The sequence below is a fragment of the Flavobacterium turcicum genome (assembly GCF_011365745.1).
Taxonomy (GTDB): domain Bacteria; phylum Bacteroidota; class Bacteroidia; order Flavobacteriales; family Flavobacteriaceae; genus Flavobacterium; species Flavobacterium turcicum.
In genome coordinates this window covers 132,246-154,075 of sequence record NZ_JAAOBY010000003.1, presented here as the reverse complement: position 1 = coordinate 154,075, position 21,830 = coordinate 132,246, and the positions used below count along the sequence as shown (strand labels likewise).

General features: G+C 35.0%; 19 protein-coding genes. 10 read left to right on the top strand and 9 right to left on the bottom strand.

Going from position 1 to position 21,830, the window contains the following annotated elements; genetic code table 11:
• Positions 1-43: 43 nt before the first annotated feature.
• The 6 genes from G9Q29_RS07465 to G9Q29_RS07440 form a co-directional block, all read right to left on the bottom strand.
• Positions 44-811, bottom strand: a complete 768-nt coding sequence (locus G9Q29_RS07465; RefSeq protein WP_166135090.1) for a LytR/AlgR family response regulator transcription factor — start codon at positions 809-811, stop codon at positions 44-46.
• A 66-nt stretch (positions 812-877) separates the two neighbouring features.
• Positions 878-1,186 (bottom strand): 2TM domain-containing protein, encoded by a 309-nt coding sequence (locus G9Q29_RS07460; RefSeq protein ID WP_166135087.1) that lies wholly within the window; start codon positions 1,184-1,186, stop codon positions 878-880.
• Positions 1,187-1,191: 5 nt separating this feature from the next.
• Positions 1,192-1,503: a 2TM domain-containing protein gene (locus G9Q29_RS07455; protein WP_166135084.1), complete on the bottom strand. Its 312-nt coding sequence runs from the start codon at positions 1,501-1,503 to the stop codon at positions 1,192-1,194.
• Positions 1,494-2,825 carry a 2TM domain-containing protein gene (locus G9Q29_RS07450; RefSeq protein WP_166135081.1) on the bottom strand — a complete coding sequence of 444 codons (1,332 nt, stop codon included), beginning with the start codon at positions 2,823-2,825 and terminating at the stop codon, positions 1,494-1,496. The genes G9Q29_RS07455 and G9Q29_RS07450 overlap by 10 nt, the downstream gene beginning before the upstream one ends.
• Positions 2,826-2,877: 52 nt before the next feature.
• A complete protein-coding gene (locus G9Q29_RS07445; protein ID WP_166135077.1) occupies positions 2,878-3,498 on the bottom strand; it encodes a hypothetical protein in 621 nt (206 codons plus the stop codon).
• A gap of 231 nt (positions 3,499-3,729) precedes the next feature.
• The gene (locus G9Q29_RS07440) at positions 3,730-5,889 is read right to left on the bottom strand and encodes a TonB-dependent receptor (protein WP_166135067.1); all 2,160 of its coding nucleotides are present in this window, start codon (positions 5,887-5,889) and stop codon (positions 3,730-3,732) included.
• 280 nt (positions 5,890-6,169) lie between these two features.
• Between G9Q29_RS07440 and G9Q29_RS07435 the strand changes: the two genes are divergently transcribed.
• From G9Q29_RS07435 to G9Q29_RS07405, 7 genes are all read left to right on the top strand, one after another.
• Positions 6,170-6,727, top strand: a complete 558-nt coding sequence (locus G9Q29_RS07435) for a sugar O-acetyltransferase (RefSeq protein WP_166135535.1) — start codon at positions 6,170-6,172, stop codon at positions 6,725-6,727.
• A 72-nt stretch (positions 6,728-6,799) separates the two neighbouring features.
• The gene (locus G9Q29_RS07430; protein ID WP_166135064.1) at positions 6,800-7,195 is read left to right on the top strand and encodes a hypothetical protein; all 396 of its coding nucleotides are present in this window, start codon (positions 6,800-6,802) and stop codon (positions 7,193-7,195) included.
• Between the two features lie 47 nt (positions 7,196-7,242).
• The gene (gene gloA2, locus G9Q29_RS07425; RefSeq protein WP_166135061.1) at positions 7,243-7,632 is read left to right on the top strand and encodes an SMU1112c/YaeR family gloxylase I-like metalloprotein; all 390 of its coding nucleotides are present in this window, start codon (positions 7,243-7,245) and stop codon (positions 7,630-7,632) included.
• A 131-nt stretch (positions 7,633-7,763) separates the two neighbouring features.
• Positions 7,764-8,303 carry a plasmid pRiA4b ORF-3 family protein gene (locus G9Q29_RS07420; protein ID WP_166135058.1) on the top strand — a complete coding sequence of 180 codons (540 nt, stop codon included), beginning with the start codon at positions 7,764-7,766 and terminating at the stop codon, positions 8,301-8,303.
• An 84-nt stretch (positions 8,304-8,387) separates the two neighbouring features.
• Entirely contained in the window at positions 8,388-8,747 is a 360-nt protein-coding gene (locus tag G9Q29_RS07415; protein WP_166135055.1) for a four helix bundle protein, read from the top strand.
• 48 nt (positions 8,748-8,795) lie between these two features.
• Positions 8,796-9,854: a nucleoid-associated protein gene (locus G9Q29_RS07410; RefSeq protein WP_166135052.1), complete on the top strand. Its 1,059-nt coding sequence runs from the start codon at positions 8,796-8,798 to the stop codon at positions 9,852-9,854.
• 154 nt (positions 9,855-10,008) lie between these two features.
• On the top strand, positions 10,009-12,372 hold the full coding sequence (locus G9Q29_RS07405; RefSeq protein ID WP_166135049.1) for a GAF domain-containing protein: 2,364 nt from the start codon (positions 10,009-10,011) through the stop codon (positions 12,370-12,372).
• Positions 12,373-12,374: 2 nt separating this feature from the next.
• Here G9Q29_RS07405 and G9Q29_RS07400 read toward each other — a convergent pair whose 3' ends face one another.
• Positions 12,375-13,544, bottom strand: coding sequence for a Pycsar system effector family protein (locus G9Q29_RS07400; RefSeq protein ID WP_166135046.1), 1,170 nt, complete (start codon positions 13,542-13,544; stop codon positions 12,375-12,377).
• A gap of 25 nt (positions 13,545-13,569) precedes the next feature.
• On the opposite strand from G9Q29_RS07400, the gene G9Q29_RS07395 reads away from it, so the two are divergent.
• Complete coding sequence (locus G9Q29_RS07395) at positions 13,570-17,301, top strand: metallophosphoesterase (RefSeq protein ID WP_166135043.1); 3,732 nt, start codon at positions 13,570-13,572, stop codon at positions 17,299-17,301.
• Here the strand turns inward: G9Q29_RS07395 and G9Q29_RS07390 are convergent.
• Positions 17,284-18,159, bottom strand: coding sequence for an SdiA-regulated domain-containing protein (locus G9Q29_RS07390; RefSeq protein WP_166135041.1), 876 nt, complete (start codon positions 18,157-18,159; stop codon positions 17,284-17,286). The two genes, G9Q29_RS07395 and G9Q29_RS07390, sit on opposite strands and share 18 nt — an antisense overlap.
• Before the next feature lie 58 nt (positions 18,160-18,217).
• Positions 18,218-19,282: a hypothetical protein gene (locus tag G9Q29_RS07385; protein WP_166135039.1), complete on the bottom strand. Its 1,065-nt coding sequence runs from the start codon at positions 19,280-19,282 to the stop codon at positions 18,218-18,220.
• Between the two features lie 300 nt (positions 19,283-19,582).
• On the opposite strand from G9Q29_RS07385, the gene G9Q29_RS07380 reads away from it, so the two are divergent.
• Positions 19,583-21,412, top strand: coding sequence for a sensor histidine kinase (locus G9Q29_RS07380; protein ID WP_166135037.1), 1,830 nt, complete (start codon positions 19,583-19,585; stop codon positions 21,410-21,412).
• Positions 21,402-21,803: a response regulator gene (locus G9Q29_RS07375; RefSeq protein WP_166135035.1), complete on the top strand. Its 402-nt coding sequence runs from the start codon at positions 21,402-21,404 to the stop codon at positions 21,801-21,803. Before G9Q29_RS07380 ends, G9Q29_RS07375 begins: the two co-directional genes overlap by 11 nt.
• The last annotated feature ends 27 nt before the right edge of the window (positions 21,804-21,830 follow it).

Here is a 21,830-nt window from a genome sequence, read left to right as displayed (position 1 = left end):
ACGCAATTCTGTTTAGTCATAAAATATGCTAACTAACCCATTTTTATCCCAACCAATTTTTAAAATCAGCCACTTTTTCGCGGCTTACAATTACCTCATCATCCTTGTACGTAGGTAGCACAACGCGCAAGCGAGAGTTACTATACATTACTATTTCTTTAATGGCTTTCATTGGCACAATAAATTTTCGGCTAATGCGATAAAAATCTTTAGGATCTAATTCTTGCTCAAGCTGCTCCAAAGTAGACTCAATCAAGTAATTCCGATTGTCAACAGTATGCAAGTATGTTCCTTTGTTTTCGCTAAATATACATTCAATTTCGTCGACTGCTACTACTTTTAAATGCTGACCAATTTTTACAGTAAAGCGTTTCTTGTAGCTTTTGTCAAACGGATTAGCCAGCATTTTTTTGATTTGTTCAAAATCGATTCCTAGGTTTGGAGTAGACACTACTTCTTTGGGCAACAATGATTTGAATTTACTTACCGCAACTTCAAGATCATCTTCATCAATTGGTTTCAAGAGGTAGTCAATACTGTTTAACTTAAAAGCTCGCAAGGCATATTCATCATAAGCCGTTGTAAAAATGACAGCACTTTTAATTTCAACTTTTTCGAAAATTTCAAACGATAATCCATCCGATAGCTGAATATCTAGAAAAATCAAGTCCGGATGTTCGTTTGTAGAAAACCATTCCACCGCCTCCTCTACAGAGTGAAGCATCGTTTGCACTTGTACGCCTAACTTTTCTACTTTACGTTGTAAAAGTCGTGCAGCTGGTTTTTCGTCTTCTATAATTAATGTTGTCATGAATGGTTATGCTTGTTTTACAAATGATCGTTTGGCTTTTATTTCTGAGTAAAAATAAGAATTTAGTTATTCCCAATTCGAGTTTTTTTGTTTCTCCATCAGCTCTTTGATTTTACGCTCTTCCCAGTCGCGTCCTAAAAATACTGGAGGTAAAAAAACCGATAATCCATGTGCGGCCAAACCAATTCCCCAAAAAATTGCAGTTGCAAAATTTCCCCATTGAAAATAGCTTTCGTCTGACTTAAGATTTTGTGTGTTCAACACTACAATCATAATGTTGATAACAATGTAAACAATAAGGTGCGTATAAAAACCCTTAATTTTTCGAACTCTTTTTAGTGCATTATCGTATGCTATTTGATCTGTTGTAGTCATGATTACTAGTAGGTATTAGTTTTGTTTTTCTCTGCTTGTATGTATTGCTCAATTTTTCTTTCTTCCCAATCTTTTCCGAATACTGGAATCCAATTAAAAACTCTAATCGCGTGAAATAAAAGTCCTATTCCCCAACTTCCGAAAGTCCAAAGGAAAAATAAATAGTTTGGAGAATATCTAAAATTTATTAGGATCAGAATTCCATTTACAAGTATAAATGCAGCAAGATGCGAATAAAACCCTTTTAATTCCTCCACTTGCTTTTTAGCGCTTTGATACTGCTCAAATTCGCTATTGTTTGGTTTATTTAGTTCCATTTGTTTGTTTTGTTTTTGTTTAAAATCTGTTGAATTTTTTGTTCTTCCCAATTTTTACCGTACCCAAAGGTCTCGAGTGCATGAAAGGTAAGTCCCATTCCCCAGCCCAGAAGCGGGAACCAAAACCACTGAAAAGGATGTGGCGAACTCAGGTTAACGATGATTAAAATTGGGATTACAATACAGTACGAAATTAAATTTCCGTAAAATCCTTTTAATTTTTCTACTCTTTCTTTAGCTCTTGCGTACGCTAAATTTTCGTTGCTAATTGTATTTGTTTCCATAGCGGCTATTTGTTTGGTTAAAATAGGAATCAGCACTTTAAAGTCTGTTTCCGTTTGTTCTACTAAAACTTTTCTCTTTGATAGCAAGGCATAACGGCTTACAATGTTTTGCAATCCTACACCTTGACGGTCTTGTAATACTTCTTTTTTTTGCAAATTGTTTTGAACTACCAAGTAATTATCCTGAATGTAAATTGTAATTTGCAAGGGTTTGTTTTCACTTACTACATTGTGCTTGATGGTGTTTTCTAGCAACAATTGCAAGGATAATGGCACTACCCTAGCTTCTAAATTATCAAAATCAGTTGGTAATTGAAAGGTGATGCTGTTTTCAAATCGCATTTTCAATAAATTCATATAGGTTTTGGCAAAAGCCAATTCCTCGGCAACACTTACAAGCTCTTTGTCTTTTTGTTCTAAAACGTAGCGGTATATTTTAGATAAAGAGGTGGTAAAACGCTGTGCATTATCAGGATTTTCTTCGATTAAAGAACTCAAAACATTCAAACTATTGAACAAAAAATGCGGATCAATTTGGTTTTTTAAACTCTCGAATTTGGCATTGGCTGTACCTGCAATAATTTTTTGTTCCTTGACTTTATTCTCATTATACGCTTTGTAAAAGGAAATAGCGTGTACGGACAGGGTTACAAAAAAAGTAATGATGATAGCAAACAAATATTTTGAAGGTTTTTCGTTTGCCAAGAAATAGTCAAATGTTTGATTTTCATAAACTACCACTTCAAAAACATGCATTAAGAAAATCACTAGTAATGAAACTAAAAAAGAACCTGTAAAACCTGCTACCAATCTCTTAATTGAAAATCGATCTGTAAAAAAAGAGTCTAATTTTATAAACAAAACCGCATTTGCTGCATAAAGTGAAAATGTATACAAGGCAGTAAATAAAAACTGTGTGACTAAATGGTGGTCTAGTCTTACAGTGCTTCCCATGACAGCGTTAATGATTTGCATAATAACAAATATCAACACGGTGAGTTTAATTACTTTTTGAAGTTGTTTATAAAGTATGTTCATTTTAAGTATTGTTTTGTATTGCGCCAGATTCAGCAAAGACTAATAATGATGTTTATTTGCATTTTTTTTGAGCAGCTAAGGCGTTATTCAAACCCCAACTTGGCGCAAATGGACTTTCAGGTTTAAAAGTAGCAAAAAGTCCGATAGCTTTTTCAATTTGCGCACACATTGGTTTGGTATCCGTTCCCCAGAATTTCGCTCCGCCTATTTCGAATTCGGCTTTGTTTAAAATTACGCGAGGATTTTGCGGTGCAAGTGCTTCTGCCTGTGCATACAAATCCATTACAGTTCCAGCTAATTTTTGACCGTTTGTCATTGGGTCAGCAGCAATCCAGGCGGTGTGAATCATAGCTTGAATTACAATTAACTCGGCATTTTTTGGATTTTTATCCATTTCAATGTCAATAGCTTTTTGTGCTTTGCTCAATAAAAGGTTTAATTTTTCGGCATCTTTTGTTTGGAATGCAGTTGTGGTATTTATCAAGCCAATGTAATAATTAGGCAACCAACTATTTTTTTCGGCTGCTGCAATACGCTCCAATAAATCGGTTGCCTCAGTTGATTTTCCTTCGCCCCATAATTGTAAGGCTTTGCCCATTCCTTGCTCAAATTGTGTTTGTGCACTTAATAAACTAGTAATAAGAAACGCGATGATAGTGATAATTTTGCTCATGATGTTTTGTTTTTAAAGTTGATTTTTTTGTGACGATTGAAACCTTGTTGTTATTTGATGATTCAAAAGTAGATTGCTTTTTACAGCTTAAAAATTGATTCCTACCGAACTGTAGAATTTAATGGATGAGTTGTATTTTTAGTTGCAAAGGTTCTGAGGTTCTGAGGTTCAAAGTAATAAATTTCAAAATTCGCATTCTTTGTACCTTAGTGTCTTTGCGACTTTGAACCTTTATAAATTTCTTAGCTGATTATCTTTTTTATCTTTGCTGATGGTCCAAAAGAAACCAACAAAGAAAAAACGATCTGCAGTAGGAATAATTTCTCTACGGTTGTAAATGCCAGCGCTGTTTGGATTTTTAGCGTATTCGTACCCAAATACATTTTGAGTTCCTAAAATATTTGAGACAGAGAAATATAAAATTTTCTGCGGAGCCAATAAATACGCCCAATTAAAGCTTAAATTGTTAAAATCTTTCGTTTTACCGTTCATGAATTTTGTTTCATTGGGATTGTTGTACGGTCGGCCAGAACTATAGGAATTCGTAAATCCTATTTGCGATTTCCAGTTTGTGATAAAGTATTTTGTAACAATAGACAAGCTGTGATCAGCAACAAAACTTGGTGTAACTGCGGCCTTGAAATTTCTATAATCTCTTTCGGTATCTATATAAGAATAGGAAATCCAGTATTCTAAATTTTTAACAGATTTTTCATCTCTCCAAAACAAGTCTAAACCTGTAGCGTATCCTGAACCAGAATTATCATAATTTGAATTAAATGCAGCTACATCAGTATCAAATTTTACTAAATCACGATAATTTTTGTAATAGGTTTCGGCTCTAAAAGTTTTTCCGTTTTTAGCATACTGAAAGTTTAATAGATAATGTGATGCTTTTTCACTTTCTAAAGGAGTATTTGACATATACTTTAGATAATCAGCGTTAGGAGTTTGAGTAAAATCGCCATAAGCAAATGAAAACTGACTGTTTTTAGCCATTTTGTATGCAAAAGAAACTCTTGGCGAAATAGCGTTTTCGTTTAAAACACTATTATTTGCTGCGCGTATTCCCACTTTTGCAGCCCATTTTTTAGAGAAGAAAATATCAGCCTCAGAGTACACAGCTGCAATGTTTGAATCATATCCACTGTTAAAAATCATACCTGAATTTTGGCTGAAATCCTCATGGAATTGGGTAACAAAATAATCAGCTCCAAAAGACAATTTTAATCGATCTGAGAAACTTTTTTTCAACTTCACTTTTAAATGAGCTGCATTTTCTTCATTAGTCACTTTATCTGAATCTAAGTTTATGGCATTGTTGCTGTAGCCATAACTCAATCCAGAGGTGATTTGCCAGTTGTTCCCAAAAACTCCTTTGTAAGACGTATTAAAATAGAAATTGTCGTTGTTTAAATCTACTCTTATTTTCTCTGGAGCATTGATGTTTTCTTGATTGATATCAAATTTTGAAGCATCAAATGCAGCGTATACTTTTAAAATACCATTGTTGAAATTATAACGATATACCGTTTCACCAGACAATGATTGAAAAGGACTGTTCCAATCTACGTTTTGAGGAATCGCAGCTTGATAAGGAGCGAGATTCAAATAATTAGCATTTACGCTCAAGGAACTCTTTTTCCATTTTTGGGTATTCCCCATTCCTAAACCTACGGTCATCAAACTAATTTCGGTTTTGTTTTGATCTGGATTATCTTGAGTATTGAGTAACAACACGCTGGACAAAGCTTCGCCATATTCTGCAGAATAGCCACCGGTGGAAAAAGCGATTCCGCTAAATAAAAACGGTGAAAATCGGCCACGAGTAGGTAAATTGTTAGAAGTTGCACCATAAGGTTGCGCTACTCGAATCCCATCTACAAATGTTTGTGTTTCATTAGCCTCGCCACCACGAACAAACAATCTTCCGTCCTCGCCTACTGTTTGCGTTCCAGGTAAGGTTTGCAAAGCCGCAATGATATTCCCTGCTGATCCTGCTGTGGTCACAATATCTAGCGGTTTTAAAACCGAAACTCTCGATTTATCGCCCGCTTCAAATGTACCTGCAGTAATTACAACGGCATCGAGAGCAACAGCGTTTTCGCTAAGAGTAAAAGTTTTTTCTTGGTAATTTGCCAAATCAATTGGGGTGCGCAAATTTTCAAAAACCAATGAGCTAATCACCAGAATTTGCTGTCCTGTTGCCGTGGTCGTAAAAGAAAATTGACCTAGTTCATTGCTGCTACTGCCATCATAAGTTCCTTCAAGATAAACATTGGCACCCGAAATAGCTTTTCCTTTTTGGTCGACTATCTTGCCCGAAATCGTAGTTTGCGAAAAAATGCAAGTGGTAAGCAATACTAAAAACAGCGTAAATATGGTTTTCATAAGATTTGATTTTTTATTTCGTTTCAAAAGTATTGGTCTTACTTGGTGCCGCAAATTCTAAAATACCGAACTGTTGAAAATACCGTCTGAGTTGTGAAATTTTTATTTTTAGGCTACATTTACCTTGTTGCAATAAATAAGTATACTGGGAATCGCGTGAGGGATAGTAGTGAAAATCCTTTGCTGACCCGTTGTAAAAAAGGGGCAGGAAAGATTGTAACGAATAGCCCGACCGGAGCTTTTGCGGAGGGCACGCCCAAAAAAATGAAACAGAATGGATTTGAAATCAGAGAAAGAAAAAATGATTGCTGGCGAATATTATTTAGCTGGTGATCCTACATTAGTAAAAGACCGCCGACGAGCGAAGTTATTGTTGCACCGCTTGAATGTAACGGAGTATAGAATGACCAAAAAAGCGCGCGAAATTATTCAGGAATTGATTCCTAATGCTGGCACCAATTTATATATTGAACCACCGTTTCATTGTGATTACGGGTACAATATTGTGTGTGGCGATAATGTGTATTTTAACGTAAACTGTGTGGTGCTGGATTGCGCTACGGTAACTATAGGATCGAATGTTTTTATAGCGCCGAACGTGCAATTGTATACGGCTACGCATCCACTTGATGCGGAATTGCGCAAAACGCTCGAAAATGCTTTACCAATAACGATTGGCGATGATTGCTGGATAGGTGGCAATAGTGTTATTTGTCCAGGAGTGACTATTGGCGTAGGTTGTGTAATTGGTGCAGGATCTGTGGTTACGAGAGATATTCCTGATCATTCACTTGCAGTAGGAAATCCTGCGAGAGTGATTCGAAATTTAAAAGCATAAGGTTTTTATAATTTTTTTTGGCTACTACAAAAAAATCCTATCTTTGATTTACTAACAACAAAAACATAGAAAATGAAACAGCTTAAATTAGTATTGGTATTTGCTTTATTTGTAGTTGCCAGTTCAGTATCGGCACAAAGTACTTTTGACAAATGGCCGGCAATTAAAGAATTTCACGGTGTAATGTCGGAAACTTTTCATCCAGCCGAGGAAGGTAATTTAGCACCAATCAAGGCGCGCTCTGAGGAAATGGTTCAAAAAGCAGCTTCGTTATTAAAGTCGGATATTCCAACTGAATTTAGAACAGATGCTATTTTAGCTTCGGCAGAGCGTTTGCAATTGCAAAGCAAAGCCTTACACAAATTGGTTGTAGCCAAAGGCGATGATGCTGCTATCGTAAAATCGATTACTACGTTGCACGATACCTTCCATGAAATTGTAGGTTTATGCTCCGACTCTAAAAAATAAAACACCAAGCCCAATCGAGTGATTGGGCTTTTTTTTGCTCACTTACTATGCTTTCACTTTCAAAAATTCACCATATCGCTATTATTTGCAGTGATTATCAAAAATCCAAAAAATTTTATACTGAATTTCTCGGCTTGCAAATACTTCACGAAGTGTATCGCGAAGAACGCCAATCGTACAAACTAGACTTAGCGCTGAACGGCGTTTACATACTCGAATTGTTTTCATTCCCAAATCCGCCCCAAAGGCTGTCTCGTCCTGAGGCAGCGGGTTTGCGTCATTTGGCATTTGAGATAAATGACATTGCAGCTACTCACCGTTTGTGCCTGCTTGAAGGCTTAATTGCTGAAGAAATTCGGGTTGATGAATACACCAATAAATCGTTTTTCTTTATCAGTGATCCTGATGGTTTACCGATAGAGTTTTATGAAAAATAAAGTCTAAAAATTCGGCTTGCTTTGAAATCCGTACAATGGCAATACACAAAAATCTTATCAACAAATCGAGAAAGTAAAATTTAAATCTGAAATTAAATTTTACCTTTGACCTTTCAATAAAAACAACGATTATGGTTTATAAATTTAGAGTCATTCTAGACGCCGAGGAAGATATTTTTAGAGACATTGCAATACTTGAAGACGATACTTTAGAGGATTTACATAATGCTATTTTCAATTCTTTTGGTTTTGACGGAATGGAGGTTGCTTCTTTTTATACGTGTGATGAAACTTGGAATCAAGAGGAAGAAATTCCGATGTTTGATACCGGCGATGTTCCTGGTGAACAAAAAACCATGAGTGACTACAAATTGTCGGACATTTTAGATAAAGAAAACACGAAAATCATTTACGTATACGACTTTATCAATATGTGGACGTTTTTAGTAGAATTAGCCGCTATTGAAGAACAAGTTGCCGGAAATTTCTATCCTGAAACTTTATTTTCTCACGGTGAAATGCCCGATGAAGCAATGGAAAAAAACTTTGAAGCCGATAATGCAGATGATTACAATGACGAGTTCGAAGATGGCTTTGATGATGATGACTTAGACATGTTTGAAGGCGATGACAGTTTTGAAGATTACGGTTTTGAAGAGAATTGGAATTAAATTTAAAAAGGGACTGAGGGACTAAGTGGCAAAGGTTCTGAGGCTTGAAGTAACAAAGATTCAAAGAATTTTAAATAAATAGTAATGAGCACATTTCGAGATTTACTAATTTGGCAAAAATCAATGATTCTTGTTACAGATATTTATCAGTTAACAAATACATTTCCCAAAGAAGAAATTTACGGATTAACTTCACAAATTAGAAGGTGTGCCATATCAATTCCAAGTAATATTGCTGAAGGATACGGAAGAGATGGCAACAAAGATTATTTGAAATTTTTGAATATCGCAACTGCATCCTTGTTTGAAATACAAACTCAAATTGAAATAGCATTCAATTTAAAATACATCACTGAATTACAATTTAACAATATATACGAAGCAAGTAGAGAACTAGAAAGAATGATGTGTTCCTTTATTAGAAAAGTAAAAGAACGAAATTAAAACCTTTGTTTCTTTGCCACTTTGCTGCTTTGCACCTTACCGAGTAATATGATCAACTTATTCAACACCCATATCGAAAATTTATCCATTCACAGAGTGGGTAACAAGAGTAGAAACGAAGCTATATTTTTATCAGAGCAACCGTATGCGTTGCAAGATGAAATTGTGCCTCTAATGAAGGAATTTTTCTTTAAACCGTTTCGCGAAAAAGAAGAAAATTATTTCCAATTTGCACATGAAATCGATTTGGATTACAACGACATGTTCAAATACGCCACCGAGATTTTTGACAATCCAAACAGCGTTCACGAGGTTTCAAAAAAAATCACCACGCATTTGTTTGAGCAATCCAATCATCCACATATCAAAAATGGTGAGGTTTACGTAACCTATTTAACCAATTTAAGCATTGACAACAATGTAGTTGATGCCATTGGTATTTTTAAGAGTGAAATTCAAGCCGACTTTTTACAATTCGAAGAAAAGGCCTCTCAATTAGAAATGATTTTGCAGCAAGGTGTAAGTTTGAATAAACTTGACAAAGGCTGTTTGATTTTTAACTACAAAAAAGAAGAAGGATATAAAATTTTGACCGTAGATAGCAACCGTTATGACGCACGCTACTGGTTAGAGCACTTTTTATCCGTAGATGCTTTTGAGGATGAAAATTTCATTACTAAAAAGTATTTAAAATTCTGTCAAAACTTTGCAAAAGATGTTGTTTTCCCGGCAGAAGATAAAAAAGAAGAAGTGATGTTCATGAACCGATCTGTAAACTATTTTGCAAAAAACGATCAGTTTGAAGAAACTAACTTTTTAAATGAAGTTTTAGATAATCCAGATTTGATTCCGGAGTTTAAAAACTACAAAACCGACAAAGGCGAGAAATACAGCATTGAGGACGTTACCTCCTTCCCTATTGCGAATGCAGCCGTTTCTGATGCCAGAAAATCAATAAAAAATGTCATCAATTTAGATACGCACATTCAAATTAAAATGGATTTTATCAATCCTGAAAGTGCTGAAAAATTTGTTGAAAAAGGCTGGGATGAAGAAAAACAAATGTACTATTACCTGGTTTACTTCAACAAAGAAGAAAAAAACTAATATTTACCTGCAAGAAAACAATCCTTGCTCGTATTACTATTCTATCTCCAAATGTAAATTGCATTTGGAGATTTTTTTTAGAAAAATAAAATGATTAATTAGCATTTAAAAACAGTGTTTCTTTGTAAATTTACCCTTCAAAAAATCACAAAAAATGGCGCAATTTTTCTTTAAAGAAAGTCCGTTCAAAACCTTAATTTCTTTTCACAAACTCATTGAAAATTTAGAAGAAATTGCCAACAGCGATGTGGATTATAGAGCCAAATACGCGCAAGCTCTTTTACAAGAAATTGAACCTTTTCCGGAGTTTAGAACCGGTATCGAAGATTTTGATTTGATTTTTGAAAAATCTGCCTTGATTAAAAACTTATTGGCTGATTTATTCCCAACGGCATTGACGCACAACGAAATTAAAGCTGTTGCCATTCCGTTTCAAAATTTTACTTTTAATTATACCGAACGCTTTAAAAAAATTGTTGACGAAGCTGGTGTTTTGTTTGATATTGCCATAAAAGACTTTGATGCCGATCAATTTTACGTCATGAGTTGTACGCTCATACTTAACGAAATTTACGGTCAGCAGATTGATTTTAACAAACCTTTGTTTTATGAAATTCCGAATAAAAAAGGAATCATGAACCAATACCGAATTTTGTACAATGCTGACTTTTTAGAAATATTACCAACGGATTCAGCTCCTGAAATTACTCCTGAAGACATTGATTTACTGATGGATAATTTTGATAACATCGCTTTGTGGAAAGAAAAATTCCCAGTAGAAAGTTGGATTTTAAAAGGATTTGGTATTGCCATTTTATTCGATGCTACCACTGAAAGTTCGATATCAAAGCTAAAAAGTAATCTTTTGAAACCTGATAAAGAACAAATTGCAATTCAAGAAAATTCTGAGTCAATCTTTAGATCTATTTTTAAAATAGCCGACTTGCGAGTGGGAATCCTTTTGTACAATGCGGAAGAAGATCAATTTATAAAGCCCACCATTAACGACAGTAGCTTACATAGTTTTATACTAAATGAACAGCAAGAAATAGCTTGCCAAGATGGCTTTTTGGGCTGTTCGTTTGAGAATTTGTTATCCAATAATCAAATTGTATCTATTTCTAATGTTTCGAATTTTAGTCAAATACCTGGCAATGAACAATTAGGACAACATTTATTATCCCAAAACATTCAGAGTTGTGTTTTTGCACCTATTGTAAAAAACGGAGTATTACTTGGTGTACTGGAACTCGTTTCAGCAAATCCGCGAGCATTAAACAGTATCAATGCTAGTAAACTAGATTTGATTTTGCCGTATTTAATTGATACCGTCGAACGTTACAATATTGATATGCAAAACCAAATTGAAGCAGTCATTCAACGTGAATACACCGCTATTCATCAAAGTGTGTATTGGAAATTCAGAAAAGAAGCGCTCAAGTACGTGCAATTGCAAACACGCGATTACATTTTTAAAGAAATTGTTTTCAAAGAAGTGTATCCGCTGTACGGCCAAATTGATATTAAAGGCTCATCAGAACATCGCAATAAGACCGTAACTGATGACTTGAAAAACCAAATACAAGCGCTCCTAAACTTGTTTAGCAACGATAATTCCAGCACTAATTTGGTACTCGTAGAACAACGTAAATTTGAACTTCAAACCCTGATTTCCGAACTGGATCAGCCCTTTAAAGCAGATACCGAGCAGCAAATTCAGCATTATATTGAAAATGAGATTCATCCTATTTTAAAAACTACCAAATTTAGCGAGGCTACGCAAATTGAAGTCAATAATTATTTTGAGAGTTTGGACGAAAAATCTGGACTATTTTATCACTCCCGAAAAAAGTTCGACAATGCGCTTTCAATCGTTAATAAAAAATTAGCTTCGTTACTGGATGCTAAACAAGCAGAAGCGCAGAAAATTTTTCCTCATTACTACGAACGCTTTAAAACTGATGGCGTAGAACACAATTTGTACATTGGCGCCTCTATTGCACCAACCAAAAGTTTCGAAAATTTGTATCTGCATAATTTGAGATTATGGCAATTACAAACCTTGTGCGAAATGGTTATGGAGCACAACCAACTTAAGTTTTCTTTACCCTACGAATTAGATGTAACTACTTTGATACTAGTGTTTAGTTCTCCTATTTCTATTCGTTTTCGAATGGACGAAAAGCGTTTTGATGTTGACGGCACCTACAACGCACGCTATGAAGTAGTCAAAAAACGAATTGACAAAGCACACATCAAAAACAAAAAAGAGCGCATTACAGGACAAGAAAAAATTACAATTGTGTATTCACACAATAACGAGGAACAAGAATACCTCAACTACATTAAATTTTTACAATTCAAAAAAATACTCGAACCTACAATTGAACAGTTTGAAGTAGAAGATTTACAAGGTGTTTCTGGCTTGCGCGCCATTCGTGTCAAAGTATGCAACAACATATCGTCTCCTTTAGAGAAATTGTATTCATACCAAGATTTACTCGATGAAATTCAATAATGTTATACCATTTTAAAAGCGATGACAAACGCAATTACGGAGACAATAATTCCGATCATGAAAAAATTGTAGGTCAATCGCAAAAGGCGGTATTTTTTTTCGAGCACTACACCTAAATAATACAAATCTTTAATCATTGAATTGTATAAATAATCCTTGTCTTTCATCATCTCGTTCATTGCCCATTGGTACTCTTCGAGTGGCATTTTATAGAAATTCCCAAAGAAAAGCAAATTGACTTTTTGATTCTCAATATCTTGGCGCGAAAAAACACCTTTCGTCACCTTTGGGCGTGTCGATAAAATAGCAAAAATGATAGTGGTGACACTTGACATCAACATGATGAATGTTGGGATCATCAAATGCACATTTTTAGGACTATCTAATTTTGGGATCAAAATAGAAAGCGCGATCGAAATAATAATAGCATTTACAGATAGTAAAATATTGGCTTTACTATCCGCAATCCCGCTCAATGTCGTATGATTGTTGAGCGTGACTCTAAACAAAGTATCAACAGCTCGATCGGGCTTTTCTTCTTTTTTACGATTTTCAGCAACCACTATTTCCTCTTTTGATTTTGATTTATCAATTTTCTTTTGCAATCTTTTCTTGTTTTTATCTTTTAACGGTTGCCAATTAGCAATGGCAAATGTGGTGTAATATTGGTGTTTGTTTGCAAGAAAGTTTAAATTTTCTTGCCACCACTCAGCATCAGAAAATGTTTTTTGATCTAAATTATGCCATTCTGCGCGCAATGCACCACAAGAATCTACATATTCTCGTTTTGAAAGATGGTAATAATCGGCATCCTTGATAATTTTTTCTAATTTATTTTGCGGTTCATAGCTGTAAACCGTTGTCATGATGAGTTGTGCAACTTGTTCTTGATAAGCAAGCAAGTTGGGTTGTGTGGCTAAAAACTCCTTAAGAAACACTACACTACTCTCTTCGTGTTTTTGACAGCCATTGATATAACCCATATCATGAAACCAAGCAGCAAGAAGCAACATTTCTAGCTCTTTCTCCGTTACACCTTCATGTGCAGCAATAATTTCAACAGCGGCCACAACATCTTTTGTATGACTGATATTATGATAGGTATATGAATTAGAAAGTTTATCTTTGAACTGTTTTTCTACGAATTCTTTGGCTTGTTCTATTAAATTCATGGATGTATTTTTACTCAACTAAATTATGAAATTATTTTCAGTTAGCCGTTTTAAAGCTTTGATTAAACGAGTTCTTTTTTTAAGTGTCCTAATATTCATCATTCAATCGTGTGCCACATATCATGCACAATATGGCAAAAACAGCAAAAACCCAACTCAAAACGCAGTTGATAGTTCAAAAATTGCCCATACCTTTTTTTTAATTGGCGATGCAGGAAATACCAACGAAAAACAAGCGCAAGAAACGCTACAATTACTTCAAAAACAACTTTCAAAAGCACCTAAAAAAAGTACTTTGCTATTTTTGGGCGATAATATTTATCCAAAAGGCCTACCTGATCATGAATTTACCAATGAACGATTAATTGCCGAGGACAAACTGACCAAACAACTCGATTTGTCTAAAAATTTTAAGGGATCAACCATCTTTATTCCGGGCAATCACGATTGGTACAGCGGTTTAAAAGGATTAGAACGTCAAGCTCAATTTGTTACCAATTACCTAAATAATAAAAAATCTTTTTTACCAAGTAAAAGTTGTGCTATTGAAGACTTAGAACTGAACCACAACCTAACTTTAGTTACCATTGACAGCCAATGGTTTTTAGAAAATTGGGATAAGCATCCTACCATAAACGATGAATGCAGCATCAAAACGCGTGAAGATTTCTTTACCGAACTAGAAAGCATTTTGGTAAAAAATCAAGATAAAACAGTCGTCCTAGCCGTTCACCATCCACTGATGAGCAACGGATCACATGGCGGACAATTTTCATTTCAAAAGCAATTGTTCCCACTTGAAAAGAAAATTCCGTTACCAATAATTGGCTCATTGATTAATTTAATCCGAAAAACATCTGGAATAAGTCCGCAAGATTTACAAAACAAACCGTATGATCTTTTTACAAAAAGAGTAAAAACCTTGCTGCAAAGTCACGCAAATGTTATTGTTGTTTCCGGTCACGACCACAATTTACAATACCTCGAAAAAGACAATATCAAACAAATAATTAGCGGCGCTGGCTCTAAATTTGAAGCCGCAAAGGCTGTTTTTCCAAACGATTTTTCATACGGAAAAAATGGTTTTGCCAAGTTGTCTATTTTCGAAAACGGAGCTTCGAAAGTTGCTTTTTTCGGAATCGAAAATCATCAAGAAAAACTTCTTTTCGAAAAACAAATCAGCACAGCTAAGCAGGATTATGATATTAAAAGTTTAGCTGAAAATTTTCCTAAGCAAACAACTATTCAAATATATAACGCCTCGCAAACAAAAAAGTCAAGTTTATACCGTTTTTTCTTTGGTAAACATTACAGAACCTATTATAGCCAACCCATTACTGTACCTACAGCAACCTTAGATTCACTTTTAGGCGGACTTACGCCCAAACGCGCAGGCGGCGGACACCAATCCAACTCCTTGCGTTTACTTGACCGCAACGAACGCGAGTACGTAATGCGCGGCATGAAGAAAAGTACAACACGCTTCCTCCAAGCTGTTGCTTTTAAAAAACAATTCATTCAAGATGAGTTTGAAAACACTTATGCCGAAAGTTTACTCGCTGACTTTTACACCACTGCACATCCTTACACTCCGTTTGCTGTTGGAAACTTGGCTGAAACAATTGGGGTAGCGCATACCAATCCAAAATTATTTTATGTCCCGAAGCACGCGGCATTAGGAAATTTTAATGAACAGTATGGTGACGAACTATATCTCGTTGAAGAACGCCCAACCGATAGCCAACTTGGCGTAAAAAGTTTTGGTTCTCCTACCGCCATTGTAGGTACTGATGATGTTTTAAAGAACTTACGAAAAGACGAAAAATATGCCGTTGACGAAAATGCCTATATCAGAGCGCGTTTGTTTGATATTTTAATTGGTGATTGGGATCGTCACGAAGACCAATGGCGCTGGGGCGAATACCGTGTGGGTGAAAAAATAATTTATAAACCCATTCCTAGGGATCGTGATCAAGCTTTTAGCAAATACGATGGTACTTTGGTATTTGTATTGATGAATAACGTGCAGTTGCGACACATGCAAACGTTTAAAGACCATTTAAAAAAAGTAAAAATTATGAGCCGCGAGGCCTACCCGCTTGATTTGGCTTTTTTAAAAACTAGTACTTTGGCAAATTGGATGCAAGAAGCCACTTTCATTCAAAACGAATTAACAGATGAAGCTATAGACAAGGCCTTTAATTCTCTACCACAAGAAGTTCAAGACGTCACCATTGAATCTATCATAACAAAACTAAGAAAACGTAAAAAACAATTGTTGCTTGGTGCAGAAACCTATTACAAAGTGTTACAACATACCGTTTTATTGGTTGGTACGGATAAAAAAGACCGATTTGAAATTCGGAAAAACACTAAAAACCAAGTTGAAGTCGCAGTTTTTAGAAAGAAAAAGTCTGGTGATGAACTGCAATACAGCAAGCAATTTTCAGACAATACTACCAAAAAAATATGGATTTATGGTCTTGATGATGATGACGAATTTCAAGTTACAGGTACATCATCGTCCAAAATAAAAATACGTTTAATTGGTGGCCAAAACGAGGATACTTACCAAGTAGAAAAAGGCGAGAACGTTAAAATTCACGATTTTAAAAGTAAAAACAACAATTACCAAGTTGATGCCAAAACAAGCATGCGCATTACGGATAATTATGATAGCAATTTATACAACTACAAAAAACCAAATTACAATTATTTTACAGGCTTACCTAATATTGGTTTTAACCCTGATGACGGCATCAAACTAGGAATTGTAACGGGTTACATCGTGAACGATTACAAACAGAATCCGTACACTCAAAAACATACTTTAAAAACCAACTATTACTTTGCTACTAGTGGTTATGAGGTCATTTACAACGGTAAATTCCCAAAGCTTTTTGGTAAATGGGACGCCGATGTTGAAGGACGATTTACAAGTCCGAACTTCTCTATCAACTATTTTGGTTATGGAAATGAGACTAGAAATAATGAAGAAGATTTTGGGCGTGATTTCAATAGGGTAAAAATTAGAATCTTAAAGGTAATGCCCTCACTTAAAAAAATTGGCTTGTTTGGTGGTACATTTCAAATACAAACCGTGTACGAAAGCATCAATGTTGAAGAAACTCCCAACCGTTTTATTGAAAATTCAACTCAAGTGCGACCTGAGGTTTTTACCAATCAGCATTTTGCGGGAGCAATGGTTAAATATAGTTTTGAAAACTATGATGAACCTGCATTTCCTTCAATGGGAATGGGATTTAGTATTAGCGGAAGCTGGAAAACAAACCTCGAAGATAGCAAGCGTAATTTCCCAACGGTTGAAAGTAAACTGAATTTTAATCATAAAATTGATGCCAAAGGTAAGGTTGTACTAGCTACAATTGTAAAAGCCAAACACGTATTAAACTCTAACTTTGAGTTTTATCAAGGTGCCACTTTGGGCGGAGATTATGATTTGCGAGGTTTTAGAAACGAACGATTCTTAGGAAACCAATCGTTTTATCAAAGTAGTGATTTACGTTTTAACATCGGAAAAATTAAACGCAGTATTATCCCGATGAGTTTTGGAGTTTTGGCTGGCTACGATTACGGCCGCGTTTGGCTGAAAGGAGAAGAATCAGACAAATGGCATCAATCAGTTGGTGGCGGTGTATGGTTGAACGGACTCAATGTGCTAACGGCCAGACTCACCTATTTTAAAAGCAACGGTGAGCCAGCGCGCATCGCTTTTGGTTTAGGATTTGGATTTTAACTTTTTTAAACTTGTTATATATAGTTTTCCGCCATCGCTTCCTGCTTTTTCATCAGCAATCAGAATCGTTTCAGGATCAATAAATACGGCCGACTCTTTTTGCGAAAAGTGACCAAGCTCTAAAGTAGTTTGTGTTCCGTTTAAAAAATTCCCATTGGAATAACCCTCCAAAAGAATTAGTTTATCGTGCGTGAGTAAAGCAACTTTTGCCCCGTCAGGACTTATTGTAGCGCTTGTTATCGCGCAATGATTATAATTGTCGCAAGTTTTTAAGGAACCTAACAATACCGCTGCATGAGTTCCAGCTTTGTTAGGCACTCGATACAATAGAGCTGTGCCATCAAAATTTTTACTGCGGTTTTTGGTAAACAAATAAAAATACCCTTGGTGCTCAAAAAAACCTTCCACATCGTACAAAAGTTCTTTCTTGGAAGGTGGAAAATCGTTTTGCTCCGGATAATAAAAAGCAATTTCGTAGGCTGCATTTGTTTCGCCATCCGTTAAAGACGAATGATCTACTTTATAAATCACCAAATCCTTGCGCTCATTATCATTATTTCCAAAATCACCGATGTAAATATTGCCCTCTTTATCCTGAGTAATATCTTCCCAATCGGTATTGGTAGCATTGGTAATTTCGCAGGTCTTGGCAATTGACCCATTTTTATCCAAACCATAAATCTTATTAGGATTGCCGCTGTCTGCAAGCGCCCAAAGCATTTCCGCTTTGTTATCAAAAGTGATTCCTGAAACTTCCTTTAACTTTTTTGGAAGCTCGAATTGTTCTTGCAATACAGTTGAATCTACTTGACAGGCTCCAGCTAGAAGCGCTATAATTGGTATCCAATGTTTTTTCATACTCGATTTTTTTATCTAACCTTTATTTTAGTTGTTATATTTAGGAAACGGTACTCCGTTACATTTTATTTTTAAACAAATTGGTGTTTTTGAAATTCCGAATAATGAACTCAAAAGCGGCCGACATAACAGTTCCCATTGATTTTGCTTTTTTAAAATTCATGTCATTTGTGTAGCGATACAATTCCATTTTGAGCTGTTGCAAATGAGCCTCAGGTGCCAATTCGTCTTCGCCCATAATTTCGAGCAAACGATTAATACGGTTTTCGGCCGACAGAATTCGTTTGGCCAAAACTGCACGTTCTTCATCTTTGTATTGCTCAATCGAACTTTCTTGCAATTTGTCTTTCACTAATTTTACCATCGGATAATTCTCCTTGAAAAATTGCGGACGATACACTTTAAAATTGCCTTCGTAACATTGCTGATCAAAATCAATTGCTCGAATTTTATACACCACATGATCAAAATCGTGTATCGGAACAATAACATAATTATAGGAGCGCATGTCACCTAGCAAACGAATCATACAACGCTCATTGAATTTTACAAACTCTTTAGCAATTTGTGCTTTTTCAGTTTCAGAGCGCTCTTGCAAAAGGGTTTTGATAAAAACATCTCCGGGAATTCCCATAATATGCTCTTCGATAAGAGTATCTTTATAAACCAAAAAATTGATTTTATCTGGTGATAAAATATGCTCTAACTCTAGTCCGTAAATCCTCGAAGCATCGGCTTTTTTGACATAAAAATGCGTGTAGTTGTCGTTTAGAATATTTCGAACCTTTATTCGAAACGGTTTTGAATTACCAAACGTACAATAATCAATAGAGTCAATATTTAAAAACTTGATGATACTCAAATTTCCATCAGAGTGTAATAAAGAATAGATTTTTTTTAAATTTAAGTCAATTTCTTCGCGCTCAAATTCACTGTAATACACTCTAATCCATAACGTATCCTGATCATTTCTATCATACACAGTAACCGAGCCCGAAAAACGCAGCAAATCATCATAAAAAACAGATACTTCAGACAGACGATCAAAGCGTTCAAGGTACTCTAACAGCGCTGAATTGACAGGATACGATGGCTTTTTAAAAACCATAATTGGCTCACTCATGTTAAAAGGATTTATAACAAATTTACAATAAAACTGTAGACAAGCTGTTGGACCAAAAGTGAAATATTCACTTTTTTACAAGCATTTTTTGTCAAAACCCTTCAAAAATATGCTTTAAAACTAGTTATTATTCAAATCACAAATAACCCAATCCTAAACTACTGAAATGAAAACAATTACAAAAAAATTCGTAATTAATTGGTAAAAAAACTAACTTTTTGTGTTAAAAAAGGAGGATCTTTTAATATAAATTTTATATTTGGTCGCCCCAAACAAATTAAAATTATATAAAACCTACCCATGACGGAAAAGCTTGAACTCTATTTCAAGGCTGCACAATCAGCTAAGATTGGCATCTGGAAAATGAATTTGGACACCAATGAGATTTTTTGGGATGCGGTGACTAAAAAAATCTTAGAACTTCCGGTTGACTTTAAGCCTGTACGCGGTAGTGGAATACGCTTTTACACCGAAGGCGAAAATAGAGATCGTATTGTAGAGCACATGAAACTTGCCATTGAAAATGGAATTTCCTTCAATGATAAGTTCCAAATTACCACTGCAAAAAACAATATTCGATACATAGAATGCATCTGCCAAGTAGAAAAAAAAGATGGAAAGCCAACTAATTTACTAGGTACATTTCAAGATATTACCAATGAACAAAATCTTATCAATGAGCTACAGCTTAATGTTGAAAAATTTTCGTCTATTTTTTCGAGTGCCAATGATGCCATTTTTATAATTAACACCTCGACTGGCCTAATCACAGATTGTAACCCTAGATCAAAAGAGCTTACCGGTTACCATATTTCTGAATTAAAAGGTTTACATAATTCGCAGCTTTTTCCAGAAGAAGCACGCAAAGAGGTGCGATTTTTTTTAAAATACAATCTAGAACGCAATGAATATACGGTAAATGAGACCGTTATAAAAGCTAAATGTGGAGAACTCGTACCGGTAGAAATTGCATCCGGAAAAAAATTCATTGTTGATAACATCACCTATTTAGTATGTTATATACGAGATATCAGTGAACGTAAAAAATCAGAAAAAGAACTGAATTTGCTCTCTCTAGCAGCCTCAGAAACGACTGACACAATTGTAATTGCTAACGAAAATGGTATTGCTATTTGGGCTAATCAAGCCTATCTTGATTTAACTGGATTAAGCATGGACGAAGTTATTGGTCACAAACCAGGCTATTTATCAATAGGCCCTGAGACCGATCCTCAAACTTGTAAACTGTTGCGGCAAGCGGTAAAAAACAAAGAAAGTATTAAAATTACAATCTTAAATTATAATAAAAAGAGCGAAAAATATTGGTACGAACTCAATATTACAACTGCTTTTGATGCTCAAAATAATTTTGTCAATTTTATAGGCGTAGGTCGTAATGTTACTTCTAGGATTGAAAAGCAATTAGAACTAAAAAAATTACTCGAAGTTACTAGTAATCAAAACAACAAGCTTTTCAATTTCACCCATATTGTTTCGCACAACATTCGATCACACACAAGCAATTTAGCTATGGTTGTCGATGTAATTGAAAATACAGATGATGTGAACGAAAAATTATCTTATTTCGATTTATTTAAAGAAGGAACTGAAAAACTCTCTGAATCGATTGATTATTTGAATGAAATTATTACCATTCAACAAAAAACAAATATTGAGAAAAAAGAAATTCTGTTAAAAGAGCAAATCGAGAAAACTAAAATGGCCTTGCGTCTCGCTATTCGCGAAAGCAAAATTATTATTACCGATTCTATTCCCGAGGATTTAACCGTATCGGCCATCCCTGCCTATTTAGACAGTATTCTACTAAATTTATTTACAAACGCTATCAAATACAAATCAGCTAAACAAACAGCTACTTTGCACATTGAATACGAAAAAGTTGAACCATATATCGTACTCCATTTTAAAGACAATGGACTAGGGCTAAACCTCAACAAAAACGGTCATAAAATTTTTGGAATGTACAAAACCTTTCATGGTAATGAAGATGCAAAGGGTATTGGATTGTTTATTACCAAGAATCAACTGGAGGCTATGAATGGCAAAATTGAAGTTGAAAGTATCGAAGGAGAAGGGTCTAATTTTAAAATTTATTTTAATGAAAAATAAATTGACCTATATCATTGATGATGATAAGTTAACGGCTCGTTTGATGACCATTTTAATTACCAAAAATAATTTTTGCGAAAAAATAGAATCATTTCCTAACGCACAGAGCGCTATTGATGTATTGCGAGAAAATGTACGCAATCAATCAGAACTCCCAGATGCTATTTTACTAGACCTTAATATGCCTATAATGGATGGCTGGCAATTTTTAGATGAATTTATGTTACTACCTTTTCTAAAAGACATTCATGTATTTATCATGACCTCATCTATTGATCCTGCAGATATTGAAAAATCAAAAAAATATGCTGTGGTGAAATACTATATCGACAAACCCATTACCATTCAAAAACTGCAATACATGCATCAAATTATAGAGGGAACAAATTAAAGCTGCAATTTAGTAACAAAAAAGGTA

What these genes read in the sequence shown, in the direction of transcription:
- G9Q29_RS07465 (WP_166135090.1), bottom strand. Translation starts at nt 811, where the DNA reads ATGACAACATTAATTATAGAAGACGAAAAACCAGCTGCACGACTTTTA.
- G9Q29_RS07460 (WP_166135087.1), bottom strand. Translation starts at nt 1,186, where the DNA reads ATGACTACAACAGATCAAATAGCATACGATAATGCACTAAAAAGAGTT.
- G9Q29_RS07455 (WP_166135084.1), bottom strand. Translation starts at nt 1,503, where the DNA reads ATGGAACTAAATAAACCAAACAATAGCGAATTTGAGCAGTATCAAAGC.
- G9Q29_RS07450 (WP_166135081.1), bottom strand. Translation starts at nt 2,825, where the DNA reads ATGAACATACTTTATAAACAACTTCAAAAAGTAATTAAACTCACCGTG.
- G9Q29_RS07445 (WP_166135077.1), bottom strand. Translation starts at nt 3,498, where the DNA reads ATGAGCAAAATTATCACTATCATCGCGTTTCTTATTACTAGTTTATTA.
- G9Q29_RS07440 (WP_166135067.1), bottom strand. Translation starts at nt 5,889, where the DNA reads ATGAAAACCATATTTACGCTGTTTTTAGTATTGCTTACCACTTGCATT.
- G9Q29_RS07430 (WP_166135064.1), top strand. Translation starts at nt 6,800, where the DNA reads ATGAAACAGCTTAAATTAGTATTGGTATTTGCTTTATTTGTAGTTGCC.
- gloA2 (WP_166135061.1), top strand. Translation starts at nt 7,243, where the DNA reads ATGCTTTCACTTTCAAAAATTCACCATATCGCTATTATTTGCAGTGAT.
- G9Q29_RS07420 (WP_166135058.1), top strand. Translation starts at nt 7,764, where the DNA reads ATGGTTTATAAATTTAGAGTCATTCTAGACGCCGAGGAAGATATTTTT.
- G9Q29_RS07415 (WP_166135055.1), top strand. Translation starts at nt 8,388, where the DNA reads ATGAGCACATTTCGAGATTTACTAATTTGGCAAAAATCAATGATTCTT.
- G9Q29_RS07410 (WP_166135052.1), top strand. Translation starts at nt 8,796, where the DNA reads ATGATCAACTTATTCAACACCCATATCGAAAATTTATCCATTCACAGA.
- G9Q29_RS07405 (WP_166135049.1), top strand. Translation starts at nt 10,009, where the DNA reads ATGGCGCAATTTTTCTTTAAAGAAAGTCCGTTCAAAACCTTAATTTCT.
- G9Q29_RS07400 (WP_166135046.1), bottom strand. Translation starts at nt 13,544, where the DNA reads ATGAATTTAATAGAACAAGCCAAAGAATTCGTAGAAAAACAGTTCAAA.
- G9Q29_RS07395 (WP_166135043.1), top strand. Translation starts at nt 13,570, where the DNA reads ATGAAATTATTTTCAGTTAGCCGTTTTAAAGCTTTGATTAAACGAGTT.
- G9Q29_RS07390 (WP_166135041.1), bottom strand. Translation starts at nt 18,159, where the DNA reads ATGAAAAAACATTGGATACCAATTATAGCGCTTCTAGCTGGAGCCTGT.
- G9Q29_RS07385 (WP_166135039.1), bottom strand. Translation starts at nt 19,282, where the DNA reads ATGAGTGAGCCAATTATGGTTTTTAAAAAGCCATCGTATCCTGTCAAT.
- G9Q29_RS07380 (WP_166135037.1), top strand. Translation starts at nt 19,583, where the DNA reads ATGACGGAAAAGCTTGAACTCTATTTCAAGGCTGCACAATCAGCTAAG.
- G9Q29_RS07375 (WP_166135035.1), top strand. Translation starts at nt 21,402, where the DNA reads ATGAAAAATAAATTGACCTATATCATTGATGATGATAAGTTAACGGCT.